The sequence below is a fragment of the Providencia rettgeri genome (assembly GCF_041075285.1).
GTDB classification, from domain to species: domain Bacteria; phylum Pseudomonadota; class Gammaproteobacteria; order Enterobacterales; family Enterobacteriaceae; genus Providencia; species Providencia rettgeri_G.
In genome coordinates this window covers 2,046,307-2,070,527 of sequence record NZ_CP163512.1, presented here as the reverse complement: position 1 = coordinate 2,070,527, position 24,221 = coordinate 2,046,307, and the positions used below count along the sequence as shown (strand labels likewise).

At 42.5% G+C, this 24,221-nt stretch carries 19 protein-coding genes and 2 CRISPR repeat arrays; of the genes, 13 read left to right on the top strand and 6 right to left on the bottom strand.

The features are described 5' to 3' along the window. The first annotated feature begins 1 nt into the window (after position 1). The 13 genes from AB6N04_RS09420 to cas6f all read left to right on the top strand — a co-directional run bounded on the left by AB6N04_RS09420 (position 2) and on the right by cas6f (position 18,077). Positions 2-757 carry a flagellar basal body rod protein FlgF gene (locus AB6N04_RS09420; RefSeq protein ID WP_369311732.1) on the top strand — a complete coding sequence of 252 codons (756 nt, stop codon included), beginning with the start codon at positions 2-4 and terminating at the stop codon, positions 755-757. Positions 758-775: 18 nt separating this feature from the next. After that, positions 776-1,558: a flagellar basal-body rod protein FlgG gene (flgG, locus tag AB6N04_RS09415; protein WP_369311730.1), complete on the top strand. Its 783-nt coding sequence runs from the start codon at positions 776-778 to the stop codon at positions 1,556-1,558. A gap of 147 nt (positions 1,559-1,705) precedes the next feature. Then, positions 1,706-2,404: a flagellar basal body L-ring protein FlgH gene (locus tag AB6N04_RS09410; RefSeq protein WP_369312059.1), complete on the top strand. Its 699-nt coding sequence runs from the start codon at positions 1,706-1,708 to the stop codon at positions 2,402-2,404. A 34-nt stretch (positions 2,405-2,438) separates the two neighbouring features. Further along, positions 2,439-3,542, top strand: coding sequence for a flagellar basal body P-ring protein FlgI (locus tag AB6N04_RS09405; RefSeq protein WP_369311728.1), 1,104 nt, complete (start codon positions 2,439-2,441; stop codon positions 3,540-3,542). After that, positions 3,542-4,522, top strand: a complete 981-nt coding sequence (gene flgJ / locus AB6N04_RS09400; RefSeq protein WP_369311726.1) for a flagellar assembly peptidoglycan hydrolase FlgJ — start codon at positions 3,542-3,544, stop codon at positions 4,520-4,522. Before AB6N04_RS09405 ends, flgJ begins: the two co-directional genes overlap by 1 nt. 140 nt (positions 4,523-4,662) lie before the next feature. Continuing rightward, positions 4,663-6,306 (top strand): flagellar hook-associated protein FlgK, encoded by a 1,644-nt coding sequence (flgK, locus tag AB6N04_RS09395; RefSeq protein ID WP_369311724.1) that lies wholly within the window; start codon positions 4,663-4,665, stop codon positions 6,304-6,306. Between the two features lie 28 nt (positions 6,307-6,334). Next, positions 6,335-7,270 carry a flagellar hook-associated protein FlgL gene (gene flgL, locus AB6N04_RS09390; protein WP_369311722.1) on the top strand — a complete coding sequence of 312 codons (936 nt, stop codon included), beginning with the start codon at positions 6,335-6,337 and terminating at the stop codon, positions 7,268-7,270. Positions 7,271-7,561: 291 nt separating this feature from the next. Beyond that, a CRISPR array of direct repeats spans positions 7,562-9,092; the repeat unit is 28 nt; unit sequence GTTCACTGCCGTATAGGCAGCTTAGAAA. 218 nt (positions 9,093-9,310) lie between these two features. Continuing rightward, positions 9,311-10,288 carry a type I-F CRISPR-associated endonuclease Cas1f gene (gene cas1f, locus AB6N04_RS09385; RefSeq protein ID WP_369311720.1) on the top strand — a complete coding sequence of 326 codons (978 nt, stop codon included), beginning with the start codon at positions 9,311-9,313 and terminating at the stop codon, positions 10,286-10,288. Continuing rightward, positions 10,285-13,809, top strand: coding sequence for a type I-F CRISPR-associated helicase Cas3f (gene cas3f / locus AB6N04_RS09380; protein ID WP_369311718.1), 3,525 nt, complete (start codon positions 10,285-10,287; stop codon positions 13,807-13,809). The genes cas1f and cas3f overlap by 4 nt, the downstream gene beginning before the upstream one ends. Positions 13,810-14,200: 391 nt before the next feature. Continuing rightward, positions 14,201-15,484, top strand: a complete 1,284-nt coding sequence (locus tag AB6N04_RS09375; RefSeq protein WP_369311716.1) for a type I-F CRISPR-associated protein Csy1 — start codon at positions 14,201-14,203, stop codon at positions 15,482-15,484. Then, on the top strand, positions 15,481-16,407 hold the full coding sequence (gene csy2 / locus AB6N04_RS09370; protein ID WP_369311714.1) for a type I-F CRISPR-associated protein Csy2: 927 nt from the start codon (positions 15,481-15,483) through the stop codon (positions 16,405-16,407). Before AB6N04_RS09375 ends, csy2 begins: the two co-directional genes overlap by 4 nt. Positions 16,408-16,410: 3 nt before the next feature. Continuing rightward, on the top strand, positions 16,411-17,433 hold the full coding sequence (csy3, locus tag AB6N04_RS09365; protein ID WP_369311712.1) for a type I-F CRISPR-associated protein Csy3: 1,023 nt from the start codon (positions 16,411-16,413) through the stop codon (positions 17,431-17,433). A gap of 8 nt (positions 17,434-17,441) precedes the next feature. Then, positions 17,442-18,077, top strand: coding sequence for a type I-F CRISPR-associated endoribonuclease Cas6/Csy4 (gene cas6f / locus AB6N04_RS09360; RefSeq protein WP_369311710.1), 636 nt, complete (start codon positions 17,442-17,444; stop codon positions 18,075-18,077). 130 nt (positions 18,078-18,207) lie between these two features. Then, positions 18,208-19,856: a CRISPR direct-repeat array (repeat unit 28 nt; unit sequence GTGCACCGCCACACAGGCGGCTTAGAAA). 380 nt (positions 19,857-20,236) lie between these two features. Here the strand turns inward: cas6f and fliR are convergent. The 6 genes from fliR to fliM all read right to left on the bottom strand — a co-directional run bounded on the left by fliR (position 20,237) and on the right by fliM (position 24,218). Further along, positions 20,237-21,016 (bottom strand): flagellar biosynthetic protein FliR, encoded by a 780-nt coding sequence (gene fliR / locus AB6N04_RS09355; RefSeq protein ID WP_369311708.1) that lies wholly within the window; start codon positions 21,014-21,016, stop codon positions 20,237-20,239. Between the two features lie 2 nt (positions 21,017-21,018). Continuing rightward, positions 21,019-21,288, bottom strand: coding sequence for a flagellar biosynthesis protein FliQ (fliQ, locus tag AB6N04_RS09350; RefSeq protein ID WP_004255630.1), 270 nt, complete (start codon positions 21,286-21,288; stop codon positions 21,019-21,021). 273 nt (positions 21,289-21,561) lie between these two features. Further along, positions 21,562-22,305 (bottom strand): flagellar type III secretion system pore protein FliP, encoded by a 744-nt coding sequence (gene fliP, locus AB6N04_RS09345; protein ID WP_369311706.1) that lies wholly within the window; start codon positions 22,303-22,305, stop codon positions 21,562-21,564. A 12-nt stretch (positions 22,306-22,317) separates the two neighbouring features. Continuing rightward, entirely contained in the window at positions 22,318-22,782 is a 465-nt protein-coding gene (gene fliO / locus AB6N04_RS09340) for a flagellar biosynthetic protein FliO (RefSeq protein WP_369311704.1), read from the bottom strand. A gap of 19 nt (positions 22,783-22,801) precedes the next feature. Next, positions 22,802-23,218 (bottom strand): flagellar motor switch protein FliN, encoded by a 417-nt coding sequence (gene fliN, locus AB6N04_RS09335; RefSeq protein WP_369311702.1) that lies wholly within the window; start codon positions 23,216-23,218, stop codon positions 22,802-22,804. Next, entirely contained in the window at positions 23,211-24,218 is a 1,008-nt protein-coding gene (fliM, locus tag AB6N04_RS09330) for a flagellar motor switch protein FliM (protein WP_369311700.1), read from the bottom strand. The genes fliN and fliM overlap by 8 nt, the downstream gene beginning before the upstream one ends. Positions 24,219-24,221: the final 3 nt, after the last annotated feature.

Here is a 24,221-nt window from a genome sequence, read left to right as displayed (position 1 = left end):
CATGGATCACGTCATTTATACCGCAATGGGTGGGGCACGCCATGCGCTTGAAAACCAAGCGGTGGTTTCCAACAACATTGCCAATGTGTCGACCGCAGGGTTTAAAGCGCAACTATCCGCCATGCGCGCGGTACCTGTGAACGGTGATAGCGTACAAACCAGAACCTTGGTGGTTTCTTCAACCCCCGGTGCAGATATGAGCCAAGGACCGCTGAACTACACAGGCAAGCCCACGGATGTTGCGTTAAACGATAAGCACTTTTTGGCTGTTGAATTAGCAGATGGTACGGAAGCGTATACCCGTAACGGCAACATTCAGATATCTAGCGAAGGCGAACTGGTCATTGGTGAACGTCGCTTACAAGGTGATGGTGGGCCAATCAACGTACCACAAAATGCGGAAATTACCATCGGTGCAGATGGCACTATCACGGCATTGCTGGCGACGGATCCACCAACCATGCTGGGGCAAATTGGTCGTTTGAAAGTGGTTGAAGCACAACCACAAGACTTGATCCGTGGGGAAGATGGCTTATTCCATTTATCCCCTCAAGGGCAAGCGGCAAATGGCAACGTATTACCGCTAAGTGAGCGTGCGATTGTCACCTCAGGGGTGATTGAGGGAAGTAATGTCAATGCCGCAGAAGCGATGGTTTCGATGATAGCCAATGCAAGGCATTTTGAAATGCAAATGAAGGTGGTGCGCAGTGCGGATGAAAATGCACAACGTGCTAACCAATTGCTTGCTGTCAGCTAAATTGAGTAAGGAATAATTATGATCCGTTCATTATGGATTGCTAAAACCGGGCTTGATGCTCAACAAACTAACTTAGACGTTATTTCCAATAACTTGGCTAACGTTAGTACCAATGGTTTTAAACGCCAACGTGCCGTTTTTGAAGATTTAATGTACCAAAATATCCGCCAACCGGGCGCAATGAGCTCGGAACAAACTTCTTTGCCATCAGGACTACAGTTAGGAACAGGGGCACGCCCAGTCGCGACTATGCGCATCCATGCCCAAGGGGCGTTAAATAAAACGGGCACCACAACGGATATTGCGATTAAAGGCCAAGGTTTTTTGCATGTGCAAATGCCTGACGGCACCGATGCATACACCCGTGATGGCGCATTACAACCTAACCAAGATGGCCAATTAGTGACATCCAGCGGTTATCAAATCGTCCCGGCGATCACCATCCCAGATAATGCCAACAGCTTAACGATTGGACGTGATGGCACGGTGTCTGTCACCGTTTATGGTGATAGCCAACCCCAGCAAATCGGCCAAATCACGCTGACCACCTTTATCAACGATGCAGGCTTGGAAAGCATGGGCGAAAACCTCTATATGGAAACCGCCAGCTCAGGTGCCCCGAATGAAAGTGCGCCGGGAACCAACGGTGCCGGTCTGCTCTATCAACATATGCTCGAAACCTCCAACGTGAACGTGGCCGAAGAGTTGGTCAATATGATCCAAACTCAGCGTGCTTACGAAATTAACAGTAAGGCGGTTTCTGCATCTGACCAAATGCTTCAGCGGTTAACGCAACTGTAATTGGTTTTGTATAGGCGCTCATTGGGGTTCCTGTGAGCGCGTTATAAAAGACATCTCCTTGGGATGAAACAACGTACACAGCAGCAAAAGAGTAGCATAATGATTGAAAGCGGCCTTATTTCCCAACAGCAAAAAACAGCGTTGCAGATGCGTTTGACTGCACCTAAACAGGTATGGTTAGTTGCCGTTTTGGTTTTAGCCACCAGCGGTTGTGCTCACATTCCATCACGTCCGTTAGTCGATACACAGACGACGGCTATTCCTTCTGCTCCCACAGCGCCTTCACCGAACGGCTCAATATTCCAAAGTGCGCAGCCAGCTTATTACGGTTATCAACCCCTTTTTGAAGACAGGCGACCACGTAACGTTGGCGATATTTTGACGATCAACCTACAAGAGAACGTCAGTGCTAGCAAAAATTCGTCTGCCAACGCAAATCGTAGCGGTAAAACAGGTTTCCTTGCGGCGATATTACCCGGCTTTATGCAAGGGTGGATAGGCGGTAATAACACCGAACTGGATATCAAAGGGAACAGTGACTTTAGCGGTAAAGGCGGCGCAAATGCGAATAACACCTTTAAGGGAACGATTACCGTCACTGTTGACCAACTATTGGCAAACGGCAATTTGCATGTGGTGGGGGAAAAACGCATCGCAATTAACCAAGGCACGGAATCCATTCGTTTTTCGGGGGTTGTTAACCCGAGAACCATTGGATCAGATAACCATGTGAGCTCCACACAAGTGGCAGATGCTCGCATTGAATATGTTGGCGATGGTTATATCAACGAATCGCAAAATATGGGCTGGCTACAACGCTTTTTCTTAAATGTTTCGCCTTATTAATTAAACATTAGCGAGTAACGGCCGAGAGAATTCAATGAAAAACAACGTATTAATTTTGCTATCACTGTTTTGCTTTTTTACTTTTTCGGCACACAGTGAACGTATTAAAGATTTAACCACGGTTCAAGGTGTGCGTGATAACGCCTTGATTGGTTACGGTTTAGTCGTCGGCTTGGATGGCACAGGTGACCAAACGATGCAAACACCGTTTACCACACAAAGTTTAAATAACATGCTATCTCAAATGGGGATCACCGTTCCTCCAGGTACCAATATGCAGTTAAAGAACGTGGCTGCGGTCATGGTGACGGCAAAATTACCCCCTTTTGCTCGCACAGGGCAATCGGTAGATATCGTGGTGTCTTCTATGGGTAACGCAAAAAGCTTACGAGGCGGCACATTATTGATGACCCCCTTAAAAGGGGTTGATGGGCAAATTTATGCCATGGCGCAAGGTAACATCTTAGTCGGAGGAACCGGAGCAAGCGGTGGTGGCAGTAGCATCAAAGTGAACCAACTCAATGGTGGGCGTATTACTGGTGGGGCGACTATTGAGCGCGAATTACCAAGCAGTTTTGGCCAAAGTGGCGCAATTAACCTGCAATTAAACGAAGATAGCTTCACATTGGCGCAAGATATTGCTGATGCAGTCAATCGCATGGGAGGAATGGGAACCGCGAGTGCGTTAGATTCCCGCACGGTGCAACTATTAGTGCCAGCCAATAATCGTGACCAAGTCCGTTTTTTAGCGCGGGTTCAAGAACTCAACGTGCGCACGCCAATGGCGCAGGCCAAAGTCATTTTAAACTCACGAACCGGATCGGTGGTGATCAACCGTAGCGTAACATTGGAAAGCTGTGCTGTGGCTCATGGTAGCTTGGCGGTCACCGTAGAAAGACAAACCCAAGTCAGCCAACCTGACACGCCATTTGCGGGCGGTCAAACCGTGGTAACGCGCAACACCAATGTGGGAATACAAGATCGCGGCGGTGCATTACAAAAAGTGAATGCTAGCGTGCAGCTCAACCAAGTTATTCAAGCGTTAAATACCTTAGGGGCCACACCTAATGACTTAATGTCGATTTTACAGGCGATGGAAAGCGCAGGTTGCCTACGTGCGAAATTGGAGATTATCTAATGGGGGATATGCAGCTATTGCAAGGTGCGGCGTTCGATTTACAGTCACTAAGCCAGTTAAAGGGCGAGTTGAATAACAACACGGAGCAAGGGCTGCGCCAAGTCACGCAGCAACTGGAAGCAACATTCGTGCAAATGATGCTAAAAAGCATGCGTGATGCGCTTCCGCAGGATGGTTTGTTTTCTAACGACCAAACTCGCATGTTAACCAGCATGTACGATCAGCAAATCGCCCAAGATCTTTCCCAAAAAGGGTTAGGTTTTGGGGAGATGATGTACCAGCAATTGACCCGCGACCAGCACTCATCAAGTGTAGAAAATTCTCATCGCTTATTGCCATTTGATGAAAAAACTGCGCAATCACTGCCGCCATTTAACTTGGAACAGATGATGCGTCACTTTGCGCCGATGGGGGATGCCCTGTCTGCGCCATTGCAAAAAATCAAAGCCTTATCACTCAACAGCAGTAATTTTATCAGCCGTTTGCTTGAACCTGCCAAGGCAGCGACTAAAGGTAGTGGTATCTCCCATTTTCTGGTATTAGCGCAAGCGGCACTGGAAAGCGGTTGGGGGCAAAGGGAAATTTTAAAAATGGATGGGAAAACTAGCCATAACTTATTTGGTATCAAAGCAGGAAAAAGTTGGCAGGGGCCCGTGACCAACATTATGACGACGGAAGTGATTAACGGCCAAACGGTTAAAATGCGTGATGACTTTCGCGTTTACGGCTCTTATGAAGAGGCGATCGCGGATTACATCAACTTATTGACACAAAACCCGCGCTATAAAGATGTCAAAAAAGCACCAACCCCTGAAATTGCGGCACGGCGTTTACATCAAGCCGGATACGCCACTGACCCAGGCTATTCCGATAAACTCATCACGTTAATTAACCAGATCCGAGGTCATCAACCGGTGGTGAATACTTCCGCATCACGGGCCGTGCAAGCCTATACCATCGACTTAAACGATATTTTCTAAAAACACGGAATTTATACGAGTTAGGACTAAATAAATACGCCGATTTTCCGATAACTAAACATGCTCTAAATAATTTGAGTTGCTATCGCCGACATTGTGTCAGCCAATGAAGGCGATAAGCACCCAGAACAGGAAAGCTTATGCTGAACAATGTAATGAATAATGCGCTCAGTGGTGTGAACGCTGCACAAGGCGGGTTAAGTGTGATTTCTAACAACTTAGCTAACGCAGGTGTGGGTTACTATCACCGCCAAAGTGCTGTTTTCGGGGAGAATCCCGGTACGATGACATCGAGTGGCTATTTTGGTAACGGCACTTATTTCAGCCATGTTCGCCGTGAGTTTGATGAATTTATCAATGCACAATACAGCCAAGCTCGCGCACGCAGTGGCGACTACGAAGCGTACGTTAAAAACTGTAATAAAGTTGATGACTTGCTCACCAATGATATCGAAGATATCTCCAGCAACATTGGTAGCTTCTTTACATCATTAGATGCTGCAACCAGCGATGCCAGCGATAAAACACTGATTGATGTTTTCCTTGGCAACGCGAATGCACTCGTCAGCCAATTTAAAGAGGCGGATCGCCGCCTGCAAGAAATGGAACGTGATGTTAACCGGCAAATTGAAAACAAGGTAAAAGACATCAATATCTACGCTGAGAAAATTGCGGGTTTAAACCAACAAATCTCCCGAGTGCGTTCTGTAAGTGGCTCTGAACCTAATGATTTACTGGATGTGCGTGATCGTTTAGTCAATGAAATCAATTCATTAATTGGCGTCAAAGTGATTGAGCAAAACGGCAACTATAACGTCACGTTTGCCAATGGCTTACCGCTAGTGACAGGTGAAAAAGCTAACCGTTTAGAAGCGGTTCCCTCATCGAAAGACGATAGCCGCTTTAGCATTGGTTTTGTAGGGGCAAATGGCCAAGCACGTGAAATCCCTGATGAGTCATTCCGTGGTGGTGAGCTTAGCGGTATTTTGCGTTCACGCCAAGAAGTGATTGACCCGGCTTATCAAAAATTGAATAAGCTTGCGTTAGTTTTTGCCACCAAATTCAACGAAGTGCATAGCAAAGGCTATGATGCCAGCGGTAATACTGGAGAAAACTTCTTTGAAATCGGCAAAGGCAGTGTGGTGAGTAATACCCACAACACGGGTAAAGCCGATTTTGACCTGCAATACAGCGATGTCTCTAAGATCACTGGCAGCAACTATGAAATTCGTTTTGGTGATAATGGGTGGAGTGTGACGCGTTTACCTGAGGGTACCAACGTCGCTTTAGATAACGACTCAACCGCAACAACACTGAAATTTGATGGGATTGAAATCAATATTAGCAACAGCAGCGTACAAAAAGGGGACTCATTCCTTGCGAAGCCTGTGAGTGGTGTCATTAATGGTATGCAAACGTTGATCAGCGATGCAGCAAAATTTGCGGGGGCGGGTAGCAAAGACAGTGGTCCTGGTGATAACGAAAACATCAAAGAATTGGTTAAATTACAAGACCAAAAACTGATTGATGGCGGTTCTACCTTCTCTGATTTTTACGCCACATTAGTCAATGATGTGGGTAGCAAAACCAAACAAGCGCAAATTGACGCTGAAACACAGAACAAAATGACAGAGAGCTTCTATGCACAAGAACAAGCCATCTCTGGTGTCAATATGAACGAAGAAAGTATTCAAATGCAGAAGATCCAACAGTTTTTCAACGCTAATGCGCAAGTGTTAAAAACCGTGGATGATCTGTTTAATGCGCTGATGCGTGCGTTCTAAGTTTTAGCGACATAATAAGGATTTAGCGATGCGTTTAAGCACAAATATGATTTATCACCAACGCTTACAAGACATGAATAATTCCCAAGCGCGTTGGATGCAAGCAGGTAGCCAATTGGCATCAGGTAAGCGCGTGAGCAAACCGTCTGATGATCCGCAAGCGTCATCGCAAGCGGTGCGAATTAACCAATCTGAAACTCGTAATCAGCAATATGTTACCAGCCGTGGATTTGCCAAAACGGGGATGACATTACAAATGAGCATTTTGACTCAAATGACTGATGTCACCACGCAAATCGATACCACGATTATTCAAGCCTCTAACCAAGGCAGTTTAAGCGATAAAGATCGCAATACATTGGCTGAGCAATTAACAGGCTTAAAAGAACAATTAGTGGCACTCGGTAACTCCACCGACGGTAATGGGCGTTATATTTTTGCGGGATTTAAATCGGATAAACCTCCATTTGAAATTAATGCAGACGGTGATGTGCTATACCACGGTGGCGATAAAGCTGTTATGCAAAATGTTTCCAGTGATCGTGAAATGACCACGTATTTTACAGGGGCTCAGGTATTTGATACAGACAGCAATAATGTTGTTAATGTATTCAAAGCACTGAATGCAGGCATTGAAGCACTAAAAATCCCACAGCAAGATGCCCCTCAAGCTGATTTAGACCGAGCACAAGCCGGAATGGATGAAGCGAATCGTGCAATTAAAGCGGCACTCGACCAAATTTCCAATATTGAAGCGAAGCAAGGGTTGCAATTGCAAGAAATCGATAAATTGGATTTTCTAGCGGACACTCGTTCTATTCAAAATGCGGCCCGTAAAAGTGAGTTACTGGAAACCAACTGGACAGGCACCACCTCGGATTACTATAAAGAAAAAGCGATGTTTGAAGCATCACAAAGTATTTTTAAAGATTTAAATAGTATGTCGTTATTTGGCAACCGTTAATCATCGAATACTTGAGTTTTACTCAACCGCGCATTGCCATTATTGGCGCGCGGTTTTTTTGTTTTTATGGGGATGATTTAGACAATAATTAAAGGTATTTTCGGCCATTATTCTGCTGATTTTATATTGCATAAATTTGTATTTGTTTTACCCTTATTTGACCTTTTATTTTTGCTCTTTAAAAATCCATTGACTAAACAATAGGTTATAGATTCATCTAAAAATAAAGGTATTTTGCTGTTTTTTTGATTAATTTATTGTATTTATTGGCTTTACTCGATTATGTTTATAGTTCACTGCCGTATAGGCAGCTTAGAAACTAATCGGCAATGGCATACCGCGAGGGTAATCGTTCACTGCCGTATAGGCAGCTTAGAAAAACCAAAGGGCGTTATTGGCGATATTCTGAATGTTCACTGCCGTATAGGCAGCTTAGAAATTTATGCAAAAGCTAAACTACCGAATCAGCAGGTTCACTGCCGTATAGGCAGCTTAGAAACAAAATTGTGCATTACGGCGACCAGGGCGAGAGTTCACTGCCGTATAGGCAGCTTAGAAAAGAGCAATCAAGTGATTATATAAATGCTCTAACGTTCACTGCCGTATAGGCAGCTTAGAAAAAATCGTCTTGGTGCAACTTTTTAAGCATCTCGTTCACTGCCGTATAGGCAGCTTAGAAAAGTGACCAGACACAAAGACATTCTTCCACTGCGTTCACTGCCGTATAGGCAGCTTAGAAATCAATGTCGCCAGCTTTTTCAGGTGACGCTCGGTTCACTGCCGTATAGGCAGCTTAGAAAAACGAAACCAACCAAAAAATATTTGACGTAAAGTTCACTGCCGTATAGGCAGCTTAGAAATTCAATTTTCTTGAGTACTGCCGCAACAGATGGTTCACTGCCGTATAGGCAGCTTAGAAAATAAGTCGAGCGTAACTGCTCTATTTCAAGTGGTTCACTGCCGTATAGGCAGCTTAGAAATGTAACCCACATGGAATATTGAACTTGAGCCAGTTCACTGCCGTATAGGCAGCTTAGAAATATCTCGATGGACATGTTTCTGATCCGAGAGTGTTCACTGCCGTATAGGCAGCTTAGAAAGCGACTATGAAATGCATTACCATCGATGATTAGTTCACTGCCGTATAGGCAGCTTAGAAATCTATAACTTACACGATATTGGTGACCTTTATGTTCACTGCCGTATAGGCAGCTTAGAAAACCAAACGAGTAGAATTATTTAAGATTGGTGCGTTCACTGCCGTATAGGCAGCTTAGAAAATGATATCACCTCTTAAATAGGGGCTAAACTCGTTCACTGCCGTATAGGCAGCTTAGAAATGACCTATGGCCGTGCCTGCCCGTATGCACTGGTTCACTGCCGTATAGGCAGCTTAGAAAATGACATGTAAATATATCGCCCGTCATTTAATCGTTCACTGCCGTATAGGCAGCTTAGAAACCAAACGTATCGCAAACCAGATTTCTCCGTTCGTTCACTGCCGTATAGGCAGCTTAGAAAAGTAGGTAAACTCATTGGTTGAACACCCGCCAGTTCACTGCCGTATAGGCAGCTTAGAAAATAATCCATGCTGCAGCGTCTTCTTGCGACATGTTCACTGCCGTATAGGCAGCTTAGAAAATCGTAAAATTCCTTACATTTCATATTCAATTGTTCACTGCCGTATAGGCAGCTTAGAAAAATTAGCGAAAATGCTGTTCTTTCAGTAATAAGTACACTGCCGTATAGGCAGCTTAGAAAAATAGCTTAGAAGGCTATTGCTCTATCCACTGGTTCACTGCCGTATAGGCAGCTTAGAAAATGAAAAACGCACAGCGAGATAATTTAAAACGTTTATAGCCTCGCAAACAGCATAAAATAAAAAGGTTATCAAAGAGGTATTTTTGCTCACCATTTTGTGAAACCCTTCGCAAATTGGACTTTAGTCATGGGTTAAAGCTTGTTTCGTTAACTAAAGCTTATTCTAATAGGATTAATTGATTCAAAAAATTTATTATTTAAGGACGAAACTCAGCTCTTATGGATGATTTCTCACCAAGTGACTTAAAAACCATTTTGCATTCGAAACGCGCCAATATGTATTACTTGGAACATTGCCGAGTAATGCAAAAAGACGGCAGAGTGCTGTATTTCACTGAAGCGAAAAATGAAAACCTTTACTTTAATATCCCGATTGCGAATACCACCGTTATCTTACTCGGAACGGGAACATCCATTACACAAGCAGCAATGCGGATGTTGTCTCAAGCGGGCGTTTTAGTTGGGTTTTGTGGCGGTGGCGGAACTCCGCTATATATGTCCAGCGAAGTGGAGTGGATGACGCCACAAGGTGAATACCGGCCAACAGAATACTTACAGGGCTGGTTAAGTTTTTGGTTTGATGATGAAAAACGCTTAGTTGCGGCAAAAAAACTTCAACAATCTCGAATTCGGTATTTACACCAAGTCTGGCAAAGTTCACGTGATTTACAAAATGAAGGTTTTATTTATCAAGATAATACGCTGCAACCTGCCTTTGAAACCTTTCATCAACGCACCGAGTCTGCGGAACACACTCAAGCATTACTATTGACCGAAGCGCAATTAACCAAAGCGCTATATAAATACGCGGCGAATAATACGGGACAAAAAAACTTTAAACGCCAACATCAAGCGATGGATAAAGCGAATGCTTTTCTTAATCATGGTAACTACTTGGCATATGGCTTGGCTGCCAGTTGCTTATGGGTATTAGGTATTCCCCATGGTTTTGCGCTGATGCATGGAAAAACGCGGCGCGGGGCGCTAGTTTTTGATGTGGCGGACTTAATTAAAGATGCCATTGTTTTGCCGTGGGCGTTTATTTGTGGCAAGGAAGAGGCGACAGAGCAAGAATTTCGTCAACAAATTTTGCAGTCTTTTGTTGAACATCACGCCTTGGATTTTTTATTTGATACGGTCAAATCGATAGCTATACAAGATCATACAGAGCAACTTTCGCAAGGTATATCGTTATGATGGTGACCTTTGTTTCACAGTGCGAAAAACATGCATTAAAACGAACTCGACGAGTATTGGACGCATTTGCAAACCGAATTGGCGACAATACATGGCAAACCCTGATCACTGAGGACGGGTTGAAAACCGTGCAGAAAATGTTGCGACAAAGTGCTAGTCGCAACACTGCGGTAAGCTGTCATTGGATCCGTTCTCGTTCACGCAGTCAACTGTTATGGGTTGTCGGGCAAAAAAATAAATTTAATCAACAAGGTTTTGTTCCCGTCAATCGAACAGAAAAATCGTTATTAGGCAGTGAACAAGAAAATGATTGGAAATACCTTCCGCTTATTAATGGGTTGGTTCGCTTAGCTGCATTATTTCATGATTGGGGAAAGGCATCCCAACTTTTTCAAGACAAATTAAATCCACACACTAAAACGCGTTTAAAAGGGGATCCGCTGCGCCATGAATGGGTGTCTTCATTGCTATTTAGCGCACTTGTAAAAAGCCAAACTGATCCACAACGGGATGAAAGTTGGCTTAATGCGTTGGTGACACAACAATGGGATGAGTTACAGCTACAACAGTGGGCTAAACAAAACCAACAAGCCTTATTGCCATTATCAGGATTACCCGATGCAGCATCCTTATTAACATGGTTAATCGTATCTCATCATCGTTTGCCTTTTCTAGATGCTAAACAGCAGCAAGGCAATCCCAATAATGGCGACCGTATACTTCTTAGCCAGATAGGACATAGAGAGGCCAATTCACTTGCAGATATGATGCAATTAATTGAACAGTATTGGGGCTATGAAAACAAACACGATGAGCAAGAGTTTAATCAGCGATTAGCACAGTGTTTTGAATTCCCTAATGGTTTATTAAGTGCATCATCAACATGGACGCAAGCAATTAAACAGGCTGCTATTCATCTAAAACAACAATTACCTCTATTTCAACAAGCTATGGTGGATGGTAGCTGGAAAATTATTGCTCACTATGCACGTCTTTGCCTCATGTTAGCGGATCATAATTACTCTTCAAAAGAAAATGACTCACAATGGAAAAGTGATATTCCACTTTATGCTAATACGCATAAAGTCAATAACCAGTTTCAATTCAAACAAAAACTGGATGAGCACTTGGTTAATGTAGCTGAAATTGCCTGTGAGGTGGTGGAACTACTGCCATTCTTTGAAGATGAACCGCCTACAGCTGGTGATGTTAAAGCATTAATTCATCATAAAAACAGCAGTGGGCCATTTAGTTGGCAGGAAGATGTAGTCAGCACAATCCATAAATATCGTGAAGAACAAGATGATATAAAAGGCTATTTTATTGTCAATATGGCCAGTACGGGTTGTGGTAAAACGCGTGCTAATGCAAAAGTTATGCAGGCATTATCAGAAGATAAGCAAAGTTTACGCTTTATACTTGCATTGGGGCTGAGAACACTAACATTACAAACAGGAGATGAATATAAAAAGAGCATAGGGCTGGAAGAATATGAGTTAGCTGTTTTAGTTGGTTCTAAAGCTGTCACTCAATTACATGATCATGCGACGCAATCTGACAATTACGTCAAAGACGATATCAATACTAAAGGTAGAGAAAAGAGACAATATAGCGGCTCTGAATCACAAGAAACACTATTTGATGAGGAAGAAGAACTCTTATGGCAAGAAGATAAATGGCAAGGTTGTCTCCCTGAAGAAACACTTTCCACAGTATTAACGAGGGCGAAAGATAGAGCATTACTTTATGCACCTGTGCTGGCTTGCACCATTGACCATATCATGGGTGCCACAGAAACCATTCGCGGTGGCCGCTATATTTTGCCAAGTTTACGTTTGATGTCATCTGATCTCGTTATAGATGAAGTGGATGATTTTAGTGATGATGATTTAATCGCAATAGGCCGCTTGATCCACTTCGCCGGCTTGCTTGGGCGAAAAGTCATGATATCTTCGGCAACCATTCCTCCTGATATCGCGTTAGCTTATTTCCAAGCTTATCAGTCAGGTTGGTATATTCATGCCAAAAGCCGTCAACAGCCATTACAAATTGGTTGTATATGGATGGATGAGGGCAAATATCACCCAGTGAAAGATCAGTGTCAGTCGACGACACAAATCGCAACAATCACGGCAAATGATGTGAACTCAATTTATTTATATCAACAATATCATGACCAATTTGTTGATAAACGTGCTGAGGTATTACAGTCACTACCTGCTCGCCGTAAAGCATTAATTGTACCGATGCCAATTGAAAAAGGTAAAAATAGTCGTCAACGTTTTTTTGAACATATTCAAAGTTCCATTTTGGCGCAACATGCATATCATCATTTTGTCGACCAACAAACGGGCATTCAAGTGTCATTCGGTGTAGTTCGGGTAGCTAATATTTCGCCTTGTGTTGAGTTAACGAGCTTTTTACTTGAATGTGAATGGCCTGAAAATATTGAAATTCGCACGATGGCTTATCATAGTCAGCAGGTTTTATTACTACGCCATGAACAAGAACAGCATTTAGATAAGGTGCTTAAACGTAAAGAAAAAATTGGGGAAGAACCCGTAGCACTTGCTGATCCTATCATTCGCCAACATTTAACTGAAGTTCAAGATAAGGCTAATCAACTGATTTTTATACTTATAGCAACACCAGTTGAAGAAGTGGGGCGTGACCATGACTTTGATTGGGCTGTTATTGAACCCTCATCATATCGTTCTATTATTCAGATGGCGGGGCGGGTACGCCGACATCGCGAAGGGGAAATTGAACAACCTAATGTGGCATTACTACAATACAATTTGAAAGGTTTTCAGGAAATAAAAGGAACAATTTTCTCTCATCCAGGTTATGAAAATAGGGTAATAAAGCTTAAGACGCATAATTTAAGTGAGCTTGTTAATGAGCAACAATTACTAACATCTGTTAATGCTCTGCCTCGAATAAAAAAAACAGCGGACATTGATATTACTAAAGACAGTGATTTCGCCAGCCTAGAGCATGCATCGATTAGTTATACCTTAAAAACAAAATGTCTTTTTTCAACTGAACAAGATGAAAAAATGATTAGAACTAGTCAAAGAAGGCATTCACGCACAGCTTCACCTGTTAGTGTTCGAATTAATACGGCTGCTAATTTATGGGGATATACTCACGGTTGCTGGTGGATGACTGCAATACCAGTGCAATTAGCGCCTTTTCGTAAAAACTCTCAAGCTATTCGACTTTCATTAGTGATTTCAGATAGAGGTAAACCCGAGTTTTTGGAGTATGACAAAGTTAGCGGATGGGTCAAAAAAGATAATATCTCAAATATTCAGTGTGTTGATTTTCCTGAATCGTTGAAAAAAAGACTATGGCTAGTGAGAGATTATCCGCAATCGATTTATCAACATAGTCAAGACGAAGGTCAACTAACGTCAATTTCACGGCTGTATGGTGAAATTAGCTTCTTGAAGTTTGATGGTGAAGATGTTGATTATCATTATGATGACCAACTGGGGATTCGTAAGGTGAAAAGATAACTGGCGCTAGGCCAGTTATCTGGAGGTTGTTGACGAAGTGGGATAAAAGCGTAGTTTTCCCACTTTGTGTTATCAGACGAAAATCAACAAGTTGATTTTCCAAGTTTATTTAAAAAACTTACCCAGCTTGCGGGCAAACCTAATTGGTTTGTCAGCAGCCTGAGATAACCAGCATTAGGTCTGTTATCTGCTGCCTATGTGGCAGTGAACGTAGTTATAGAGAATAATTTTCTAAGCTACCTATAGAGTAGTGCTAGAAGTTTATCAAGTTGATACATAGCCGTCATCATTCAGGCATAAATTAAATTTAGTTTTGTAGAGTATAATGGTTGATCATGTTTGTATTGTCAGCTAAATTAGCATCTAACTTAAGTCACAAGGACCTCTAAATATGCTTGATCCAGCAATAGAAGCCTTTTTTACTGAGCGTAAGGAAGATTGGCTGAAATCTAAATTAAAAGCATCAATGACTGAAAACGAGATAAATGAATTAAAACAAAAATGTGAGGAGATGTTTGCATTATCACAATGGTTACCTGATGCAGCTTCCCGCGTTAAAAGTAGAGCATTTACATCACATCCGAGTACATTTACGCACCCTAGCACAGGTATCGGTATGAAAAATAAAAGGGAGGGTACATTTGTAACTCCTATTTTATTTACAAGTCCAAAAAAGAATAATGGTTTTTTGTGTACAGGTAATGTTCATACAGAGGAAATAGATTCAATTGGAAATGCTGCTGAGTTAGGGATTGATAAATTCTTGAGAATAGTGCTTTCAGATGGGCAAACAATACTTGAGCACATTGAGAAAGAAACAGAACAAGCAAAGTTATTATTTTTGAATTTAAATTATGCCGAATTAAAAAGTCAGTTTTTATCTATCAAAACGCCTCATAATGAAGTAATAACAAATACAAGAATAAAACAAGTCTATTTCCCTGTATGGAGTGATAATGAAGACTATCATTTGCTTTCATTATTAACGCCTTCTGGATTACTGTTTGAAATGCGTCGACGTATTGACAAGATCCGCTTTTCGGAACAAACCAAAATATTACGTGACTTAAAACGAAAAGGTGAATATAGCGAAATTGGTTTTAAAGAAATTTATGGTATTACCACTATCGGCTTCGGTGGTACACAACCACAAAATATATCTGTATTAAATAGCCAAAATGCGGGCAAGGCACATTTATTATCTTCACTTCCTCCTGCATTAAATATGCGGGAAACACGTCTTCCATCAAAAAATTTCTTTGCAGATTGTATTAATCCTTGGCATATAAAAGAAACGTTTGAAGCTTTTCATGGGTTAATTTCATTACCGAAAGATAAACGGGGAAGTCGTTTCTCTGAATATCGTGATAATCGAATTCAAGAATATGTGGATTACATCATTATCATGATGTGGAAAATTCGTCGTGTATATGAACAAAGTGATGCTAGTTTGCCAACTAATCTTTCCAAGTACCAACAGACATGGTTATTTCCAAACTCACAGCAACAGCGTGATGACCTAGATGACTGGCTATTAGTGTTAATCTCAGAAATTACTCGTCAATTTATTGTGAACTATAACAAGGTCAATGGCAAAAAGGCGTTGTCATTTGGTAATGAAGAATTTAACGCTATTGCTGAAGTTGTAGCTAAAAATAAGGAGTTGCTAAGATGAGTAAACCAATCAATCTTATTAAGTTAGCACATCTTAAGGTCCTAAATGCGAACGCATTATCTAGTCCGATGACTATTGGTTTTCCTGCGATGACCGCATGGCTTGGATTTATGCATGCTTTAGAGCGTAAATTGAATAACAACTGTCAATTAAATATCCAGTTTGATGCACTTGCGGTAATTAGCCATGAATGTAATTTGCAAACTTATCGAGGACCCAGTGATTTTGTTAATTCAATTGTTGGTACAGGTAATCCTCTTGATAAAGACGGTAAGCGTTCTTCATTTATTGAAGAAGCAAGATGCCATTTGGATGTGTCATTGCTAATAGAATATAAAGAAGACTCACTAATAGATATTTCAGTATTAAATAAAATCTATGAAATCATTCCCACCATGAAACTTGCTGGTGGAGATATTTTATCGGTTGAGATGCCACAGCGGTATATTTTGCCCGATGGATATAATAATACTGAAAAAATAAAATTATTTAATAGCCTAATGCCCGGTTATGCTTTGATTGAACGTCGTGATTTAATGATTGAGGCGATGCAAGAAGGGCAAGATGCTATGGATGCACTATTAGATTATGTTTCGGTAAATAACCAGTGTGTTGAAATAGAAACTAATGATGAATCAAAAAACAAAAAGTTTGAATGGAAAACACAGCGTAAAACATCAGGCTGGATTGTTCCTATAGCTACAGGGTTTCAAGGAATATCTCCACTTGGAGAAGCAAAAAATCAACGAGACATTCAATACCCGCATCGATTTGCAGAAAGCATTGTTACATTAGGACAATTTTTAATGGTAAATAAAATAGATTCCCCTGATGAAATGCTTTGGTGTTATGCACAGGATTTAGAAAAAAACCTCTATTTATGCGAACAAGTCCAACCTAAACATTTTACTAGTGGAGAGTAACTAATGGCGAAGAATAATGATGTTGCATCGGTTTTAGCATTTGAAAAAAAACTCGTCCCATCCGATGGGTATTTTTATGGAACATGTTGGGATAATAAATCGCAATTTGCGCCATTATCGTTACAAGAAAAATCAGTGCGAGGTACGATTTCAAACCGCTTAAAAGGTACGGTAAAAAATGACCCGTTAAAATTAAATTCAGAGGTTGAAAAAGCGAATTTACAAACGGTGGATGCCTGCGCTTTGGGGATTGATCAAGATACCTTAATGCACCAGTTTACGTTAAAAGTGCTTGGCGGCGTCGAAACTCCCTCGGCTTGCAATAATGCGCTTTTTAAGCAAAGTTACGCCAAAGCTGCCACGGATTATATTGAAAATGAAGGCTTTAAAGAATTAGGCTATCGGTATGCACACAATATCGCTAATGGGCGTTTTTTGTGGCGTAACCGCGTTGGTGCAGAAAATATTGAAGTTATTGTGAAAGCGTTAAATGCAGGAGATCAAGAGCAATGGGTGTTTGATGCGACACAACACAGTATTCATAGTTTCGATAAACGAGATGAAAATATCAGTAAACTGGGTGAGCGGATTGCAGCGGCCTTATCCGGTAAAATGCCTGCTTTATTATTGGAAATAACCACATTTTCACAATTAGGTAAAGCGCAAGAAGTCTATCCAAGTGAAGAACTGGTGATGGATAAAGGTAAAGGGGATAAAAGTAAAATTCTTTACCACGTCAATGGGCATGCTGCGATGCATTCACAAAAAATTGGTAATGCATTACGCGCTATCGACACGTGGTATCCTGCTTACGGTAGCGAAAGTGGCGCAGGGGCGATTGCCATTGAGCCCTATGGCGCAGTGACTAATCTAGGCACGGCTTATCGAACACCAAAAGAAAATCAGGACTTTTATACGCACTTTGATAAGTGGGCGCGAGGCGAAAAACTGGCACGTATTGAAGATGAACACTATGTAATGGCAGTTTTAGTGCGTGGCGGTGTCTTTGGTGAAAGTGATAAATAAGGTGGACTATGAATTTTTATCAGGAAGTCACCTTACTGCCTGACGCCGAGGTTTCGCTCGATTTTTTGTGGCACAAGGTTTATCAGCAAATTCATATTGCGCTGGTGGACAATAAATCCGCAAAAGGAACGAGCTATGTGGCGATTGCCTTCCCCGAATATGGCAGCGCAGGTTTTCGGTTAGGTAAAAAACTGCGATTGGTTGCAGAACAAAAATCTCAGCTTGAACAATTGAATATAACGAATTGGTTAGTCAGGCTTGCCGATTATGTTCATATTAAATCAATCCAGGCAGTCCCTGAAAATACAGTGCCGGTAAGTTATATACGGCAGCATGTTAAAGGGGAAAAACGGGTGTTAAAGGATATGCAGCAAAAAGCTGAATTATGGGCGAGAAAATCAGGGGCATCAGTTGAACAGTGTCTGGCTGATTTGCAAAAAACGAAGCCAGACAAACACAGTCGACTCCCCTTTGTTTGGATGGAAAGTTTACACAGTAAGGAAAGTGGTAAACAACATCGACCCTTTCCATTATTTATTAAATGTATACAAGGTAAATTAATACAGGCTGGCGATTTTAATTGTTATGGACTTAGTGAAGGTTCGGTAGATACTCAATTAATCGCCACTGTGCCACATTTTTAACCTTCTTTTTTGGCTCTTTAATAATGGAATGAAAAATCAATAGGTTACGATAAGTGGAAAAATAAAGGGTATTTTTGCAAAAATACCCCTAACCACTTGTTGTAACTTATTTTTTAATATAAATTTTATAGTGCACCGCCACACAGGCGGCTTAGAAATTATCATAAAAGATCACTTGTCCAAGGTCTTTGTGCACCGCCACACAGGCGGCTTAGAAATTTCAGCTCATAGTCTTCTTTGATGTCTTTAAGTGCACCGCCACACAGGCGGCTTAGAAAGACCAGCCCGTAGCCATGTTTCAGCAGTTTCTGTGCACCGCCACACAGGCGGCTTAGAAATCAAGACTGTAACCGAGTGGCTAAATATCGGTGTGCACCGCCACACAGGCGGCTTAGAAATCCTAGGCTTAGAGAAATAAAAGGACTGATTAGTGCACCGCCACACAGGCGGCTTAGAAAGATAGTTGAAATTCAAAAAGTAGCCGGCACCAGTGCACCGCCACACAGGCGGCTTAGAAATCGCAGAAGTCCAACGGAAAATAGACCAGAAAGTGCACCGCCACACAGGCGGCTTAGAAAGATTGAAAGATAGCTTTGATGTTGGTTCAAGAGTGCACCGCCACACAGGCGGCTTAGAAAATATGAGTAAAGCGATATTTCTTTGTTAAATCGTGCACCGCCACACAGGCGGCTTAGAAAGGTAAGCGCTAGTGACATGGCTATTATCAAACGTGCACCGCCACACAGGCGGCTTAGAAATAGTGCAAGTGACATCAACCCCACCCTTGGACGTGCACCGCCACACAGGCGGCTTAGAAACGCTTTAAAGAATCCGGTCTTGCTTGCTGTAGGTGCACCGCCACACAGGCGGCTTAGAAAGTCCACCACATAAGAAGCCTCCTTAAAATAACTGTGCACCGCCACATAGGCGGCTTAGAAATTCGAGTTCGCTTTTATTAGCAGAAACTATTTGTGCACCGCCACATAGGCGGCTTAGAAAAGACAACTGTATCGATTTAATCGCAACTGACCGTGCACCGCCACATAGGCGGCTTAGAAAAGTAGGATTGCTAGAAAAAGGTAATATTGATTGTGCACCGCCACACAGGCGGCTTAGAAAAGAGATTGTTAATGTATCAACAAGAGAATTCGGTGCACCGCCACACAGGCGGCTTAGAAAGTCAAAGCGTCGAATGGATATTGATAATTACTGTGCACCGCCACACAGGCGGCTTAGAAATGATAAAGAGGGAGTAGCCGAACCCGCTAAACGTGCACCGCCACACAGGCGGCTTAGAAAAGCGCAAGCATGCTGACGAAGAACAACAAAATGTGCACCGCCACACAGGCGGCTTAGAAAATCTTCTTTCAGAGCACGCTTACGCATAATATGTGCACCGCCACACAGGCGGCTTAGAAAACCACATCACCGATGAGATGGTTGAACTATCCGTGCACCGCCACACAGGCGGCTTAGAAAAATAACGTTTTTTACACTGAGTTGAAGCGTAAGTGCACCGCCACACAGGCGGCTTAGAAAAAGATTGCTATCATCGTGTTGATACTCAATATGTGCACCGCCACACAGGCGGCTTAGAAAATCTTCTTTCAGAGCACGCTTACGCATAATATGTGCACCGCCACACAGGCGGCTTAGAAATCCGTGCCTGCGTACAGTTATTGACAGAACTCGTGCACCGCCACATAGGCGGCTTAGAAATTGAGGCGTATTGCAAAGAGTGGGACGACAATGTCCACCGCCATATAGCCTGCTTAGACCCCATCAATATAGGGGGATTAACGGCGAATGGTGTAGAACGAGTATATTGGAAGAAGGCTAGAACCGAGGTTAAATTTTGACGACTATATCAAGCCAATTACGTATTTCCCTGAATTTAATTTAATTTAATTTAAGTTAAATTTATTGTTAACTTACGTGTAACTATCATTAGATAGCTTAGAAAGATATTAAGTAATAGATAATTTCACTACCACAAAGGTAGTTCTATGCATAAGTTATATCACCGATATAAAGTAATAGATTAAACAAAAGAGGGAAATATGGAAATCATCATCAATTTTTTTTGGTTTACGTTAATTATCCGATTTAAAAAATGGTTTTAATTGAAAGCTAAGCATTAATTACACAAGTATTGATGATTAAATGAATAAATTAAACATCAGCGAAAGTTGCTCGAACGCTTGGTGGATAAGGCGCTCGGTATAGCGGGGAAGGATGGAAATAATCAATCCTAACATGCTGATACCGATAGTCAGTGTGAGTGGAAAACCAACCACAAAAACCGATAATTGTGGGGTCATGCGGTTGAGGATCCCCAGTGCGAGGTTAAGAATTAAAAACAGTGTAATAAAGGGCAGGGCTAGCATTAACCCGTTAATAAAGACGGTATTGGCAAATTGAGCGAAGACCCAAAAACCGTCGCGGTTAAGGGGATTAGTGTGAATAGGGAGCAGCTCAAACGAATTCACCACAATATAAATCAGCCATAAATGACCATCAAAAGCGAGAAATAACAAAATCGTTATTACGTTGAAAATACGCCCTAAAATAGGCATATTCGGGCCACCGGTTGGGTCAAAAAAGGTGGCGAACGATAACCCCATTTGTAAACCAATCACTTCCCCTGCATGGCGAACTGCGGCAAAGGCCATTTGCATCGTTAAACCCATCGCCACGCCAATCACCATTTGCTGGACGATCACCCATAAACCCATTGCAGAAAATAGCGGAATATTCACCACAGGAAGTTGCGGGGAAACAATTAAGACGACAAAAAAGGCGAGGACAACACGAACTTTGGTAATTGCCTGTTTTTCATTAAAAAAAGGCGCTGTACCCAGCAGCGCTAAGAGGCGTATAAAGGGGTAAAAGCCTTGACTGAGCCAAAGGGTCAGGGTTTCACTGGTTATGGTTAACATTGTTAGCCAATTATAAAAGGTAAATTACTGAGCAAGCTGCGCATATAATCCGTCAGTAAGTTGAGCATCCAGGGACCCGCAATAATAATCACCGAAATTACGGATAAAATTTTAGGAATAAAAGACAGTGTCATTTCGTTAACTTGGGTTGCAGCCTGCAATAAGCTGATAATTAACCCCGCAGCAAGGGCAGCAAGTAATAATGGCGCTGCTAGCATCAACGCAATTTTCATCGCTTCTGTTCCCATCGCCATTACGGATTCAGGTGTCATCGTTGCTCCTTAGGTCTGTTTATCTTTGTTGCTGATTTTCTTAGTGAAAAAAGGTTAATAAACAACCGGAAAAATTAATAAATGTGCCAATTAAGCTCACTGGCTAGCATTTGCATCAAACTATTATGCTTAAACGCTGCCCTATGGGGTCGATTAAAGCGCCTTTCACGCATTTGATGCTACGTTGAGGGTTGCTTGTCGAGTTCACTCGGTGGCGAACCTCTCAACGTGCCAAAAGTGACTAAATATTCACCACCCAAGATAAACAGCCCCTTAGTTAAAAAAGCTTTGCGATAATGAGCCAAGTAATAATTGCCAACCATCAACAAGAACAAACAACATCAACTTAAATGGCAATGACACGGTCGCGGGAGGAACCATCATCATCCCCAAGGCCATTAATACGCTAGCGACGACTAAGTCGATGATCAAAAATGGAATAAAAATCGTAAAACCAATCTGAAACGCCGTTTTTAGCTCACTGGTAATAAACGCGGGGACTAAAATGCGCAGAGGGACATCTTTGGCTTCTTGGATCTCCCCGACCTTGGCGATACGTGCAAATAACGCAAGATCCGACTCGCGTGTTTGCCCTAACATAAAGGTGCGTAACGGGGCAGAGCCTTTTTCTAATGCTGTCTCAAGGCTGATTTTGTCTTCGCTAAAGGGTTGATAGGCTTCACGATAGACTTGGTCAGCGACAGGAGACATAACGAAAAAGGTGAGAAACAGGGCTAAGCCAAGTAAGACTTGGTTAGGGGGAGCCGATGGCGTACCTAAGGCATTTCGCAATAATCCCAGCACAATAATGATGCGTGTAAAACTGGTCATCATTAATAGCAAGGCAGGGATAAAGCCTAATAGCGTTAAAAACAGTAACGTTTGGACAGGCAGCGACCAAGTTTGCCCACCATCTGCTAGGCTGTGGCTGACGACCGCAGGTAACGCCGCAAAAGCTGAATTGGGTAACGCAAACGAAAGCACAGCAATCAACAACGTGTTTTTTACAGATAACATGCGAGCTTCCGGCTACTTATACAAAGGAGTCATTGACGCGGCTTGTTTCGCCGCATCTTGTTTTTTCTTGAAAATGGACTGGAAAGTCAGCGGCTCATTGGTTGAAACTGGCAAATGTTCAGTCTGTGCAGGGTATTGATGCAGCACGTTGATACTCTGCGTTGTGACGCCAAGAACCAAACATTCATTATTGACTTCAACCACAACAACCCGCTCTTTATTCCCTAATGAGCAACTGCTTTTGACTTTGACTAATGTGTCTTTACCAAATTTCTTCGGCGCAAATCCGAGCTTTTTCACCAACCAAGCACCGGCAAGGATCAGTAAAATAATGCCGCCAAGTGAACCTGAAATTTGCACTAAACTATCGTTTGGGTTGATAGCGGGTGCATTCGGCTCACTGTGCGAAACCGTATTGGATAAAAATGGTGCCGTTTGTGGCGGCGTCACTGGCTCGATTTGCGATAACATCGTCATTGGCAATTGCCCTTATATTTTAGCGACTCAAGCGGCGCATACGTTCTGACGGTGTAATGATGTCAGTAATACGAATACCGTAATTATCTGAAACCACGACGACTTCACCCTGCGCAATTAAATAGCCGTTGATTAAAATATCCAGTGGCTCACCCGCTAAACCATCTAAAGAGACCACGGAACCTTGGGATAAACTCAGCAGTTTTTTAATGGTCATTTTTGTGCGACCCAGTTCCACCGACAGGCGAACCGGGATATCCATGATCATGTCGATATCGGATAATTGGTTTAATGGGTTTTGTCCATCAAAGTTTTCAAAGGCCTGTGCACCAGCAGAGGCAGATCCCGCTTTTTTTTGCTGTTCCAGCGCTTCAGCCCACAGGTCTTCACTGTCGTGATTGGTTGATGCATCAGGAGAGTTCTTCGCCTCACTCATTGGTACTTTCCTCATCTAGAGTGTTTAAAACAGGGTTAATCAAATGTTCTACTCGCAACGCATATTGACCATTTTGGGTGCCATATTGACTGGTCAATACTGGCACGCCATCCACATTTACTATCAGGCGGTCTGGCTTCTCAATCGGGATAACATCCCCTTTTTGCAGTTGCAGTAAGCGAGAAATTCGCATTGGAATGTCAACAAAGTTGGCAACCAACTCAAGTTCAGAACGTTTAACTTGAGTGACAAGGTTAGAGACCCAAGCTTCATTTTCCTGATGCCCTTGTTCCATTGGCGGGTTAATCAAACGTTCGCGTAATGGTTCAATCATGGCAATAGGGATACAAATGCTGAATTCACCAATTGTATTGCCAATCTCCACTAAAAATGGGGTGGTCACGACGATATCATTGGGTGACGTGGTGATATTGGTAAATTTGACTTGCACTTCGGAGCGCACATATTCCACTTCGATATCAGCAATTGGTTTCCATGCATCACGGTAAGCCGCGAGTGCCAATTTCAACATACGGTTAATAATGCGCTGTTCGGTATTGGTGAACTCTTTACCTTCTTGGCGAACTGGGAAACGACCATCTCCCCCAAATAGGTTATCAACTGCGATATACACTAACGCAGGTTCGAAGGTAAATAGGGCGGTACCTCGCAATGGCGGCATATGGATAAGGTTTAAGTTTGTTGGTACCGGTAAGTTGCGAGCAAACTCGTGGTAGGGCTCGATTTTAATCCCGCCGACAGTGATGTCGGGGCTACGGCGCAACATATTAAACAGCCCCATACGGAACTGCCGAGCGAAACGCTCATTAATAATTTCAAGGGATTGCATGCGCTCACGAATAACCCGACGTTGGGTATTCGGGTCATAAGGGCGAACATTGTCTTTCCCTTGCTGTTCAGGTACTGGCGTGTTGCTTGATGGCGCATCATCATTAAGAAGCGCATCAATTTCAGCCTGAGATAAAATATTATCGCTCATGAA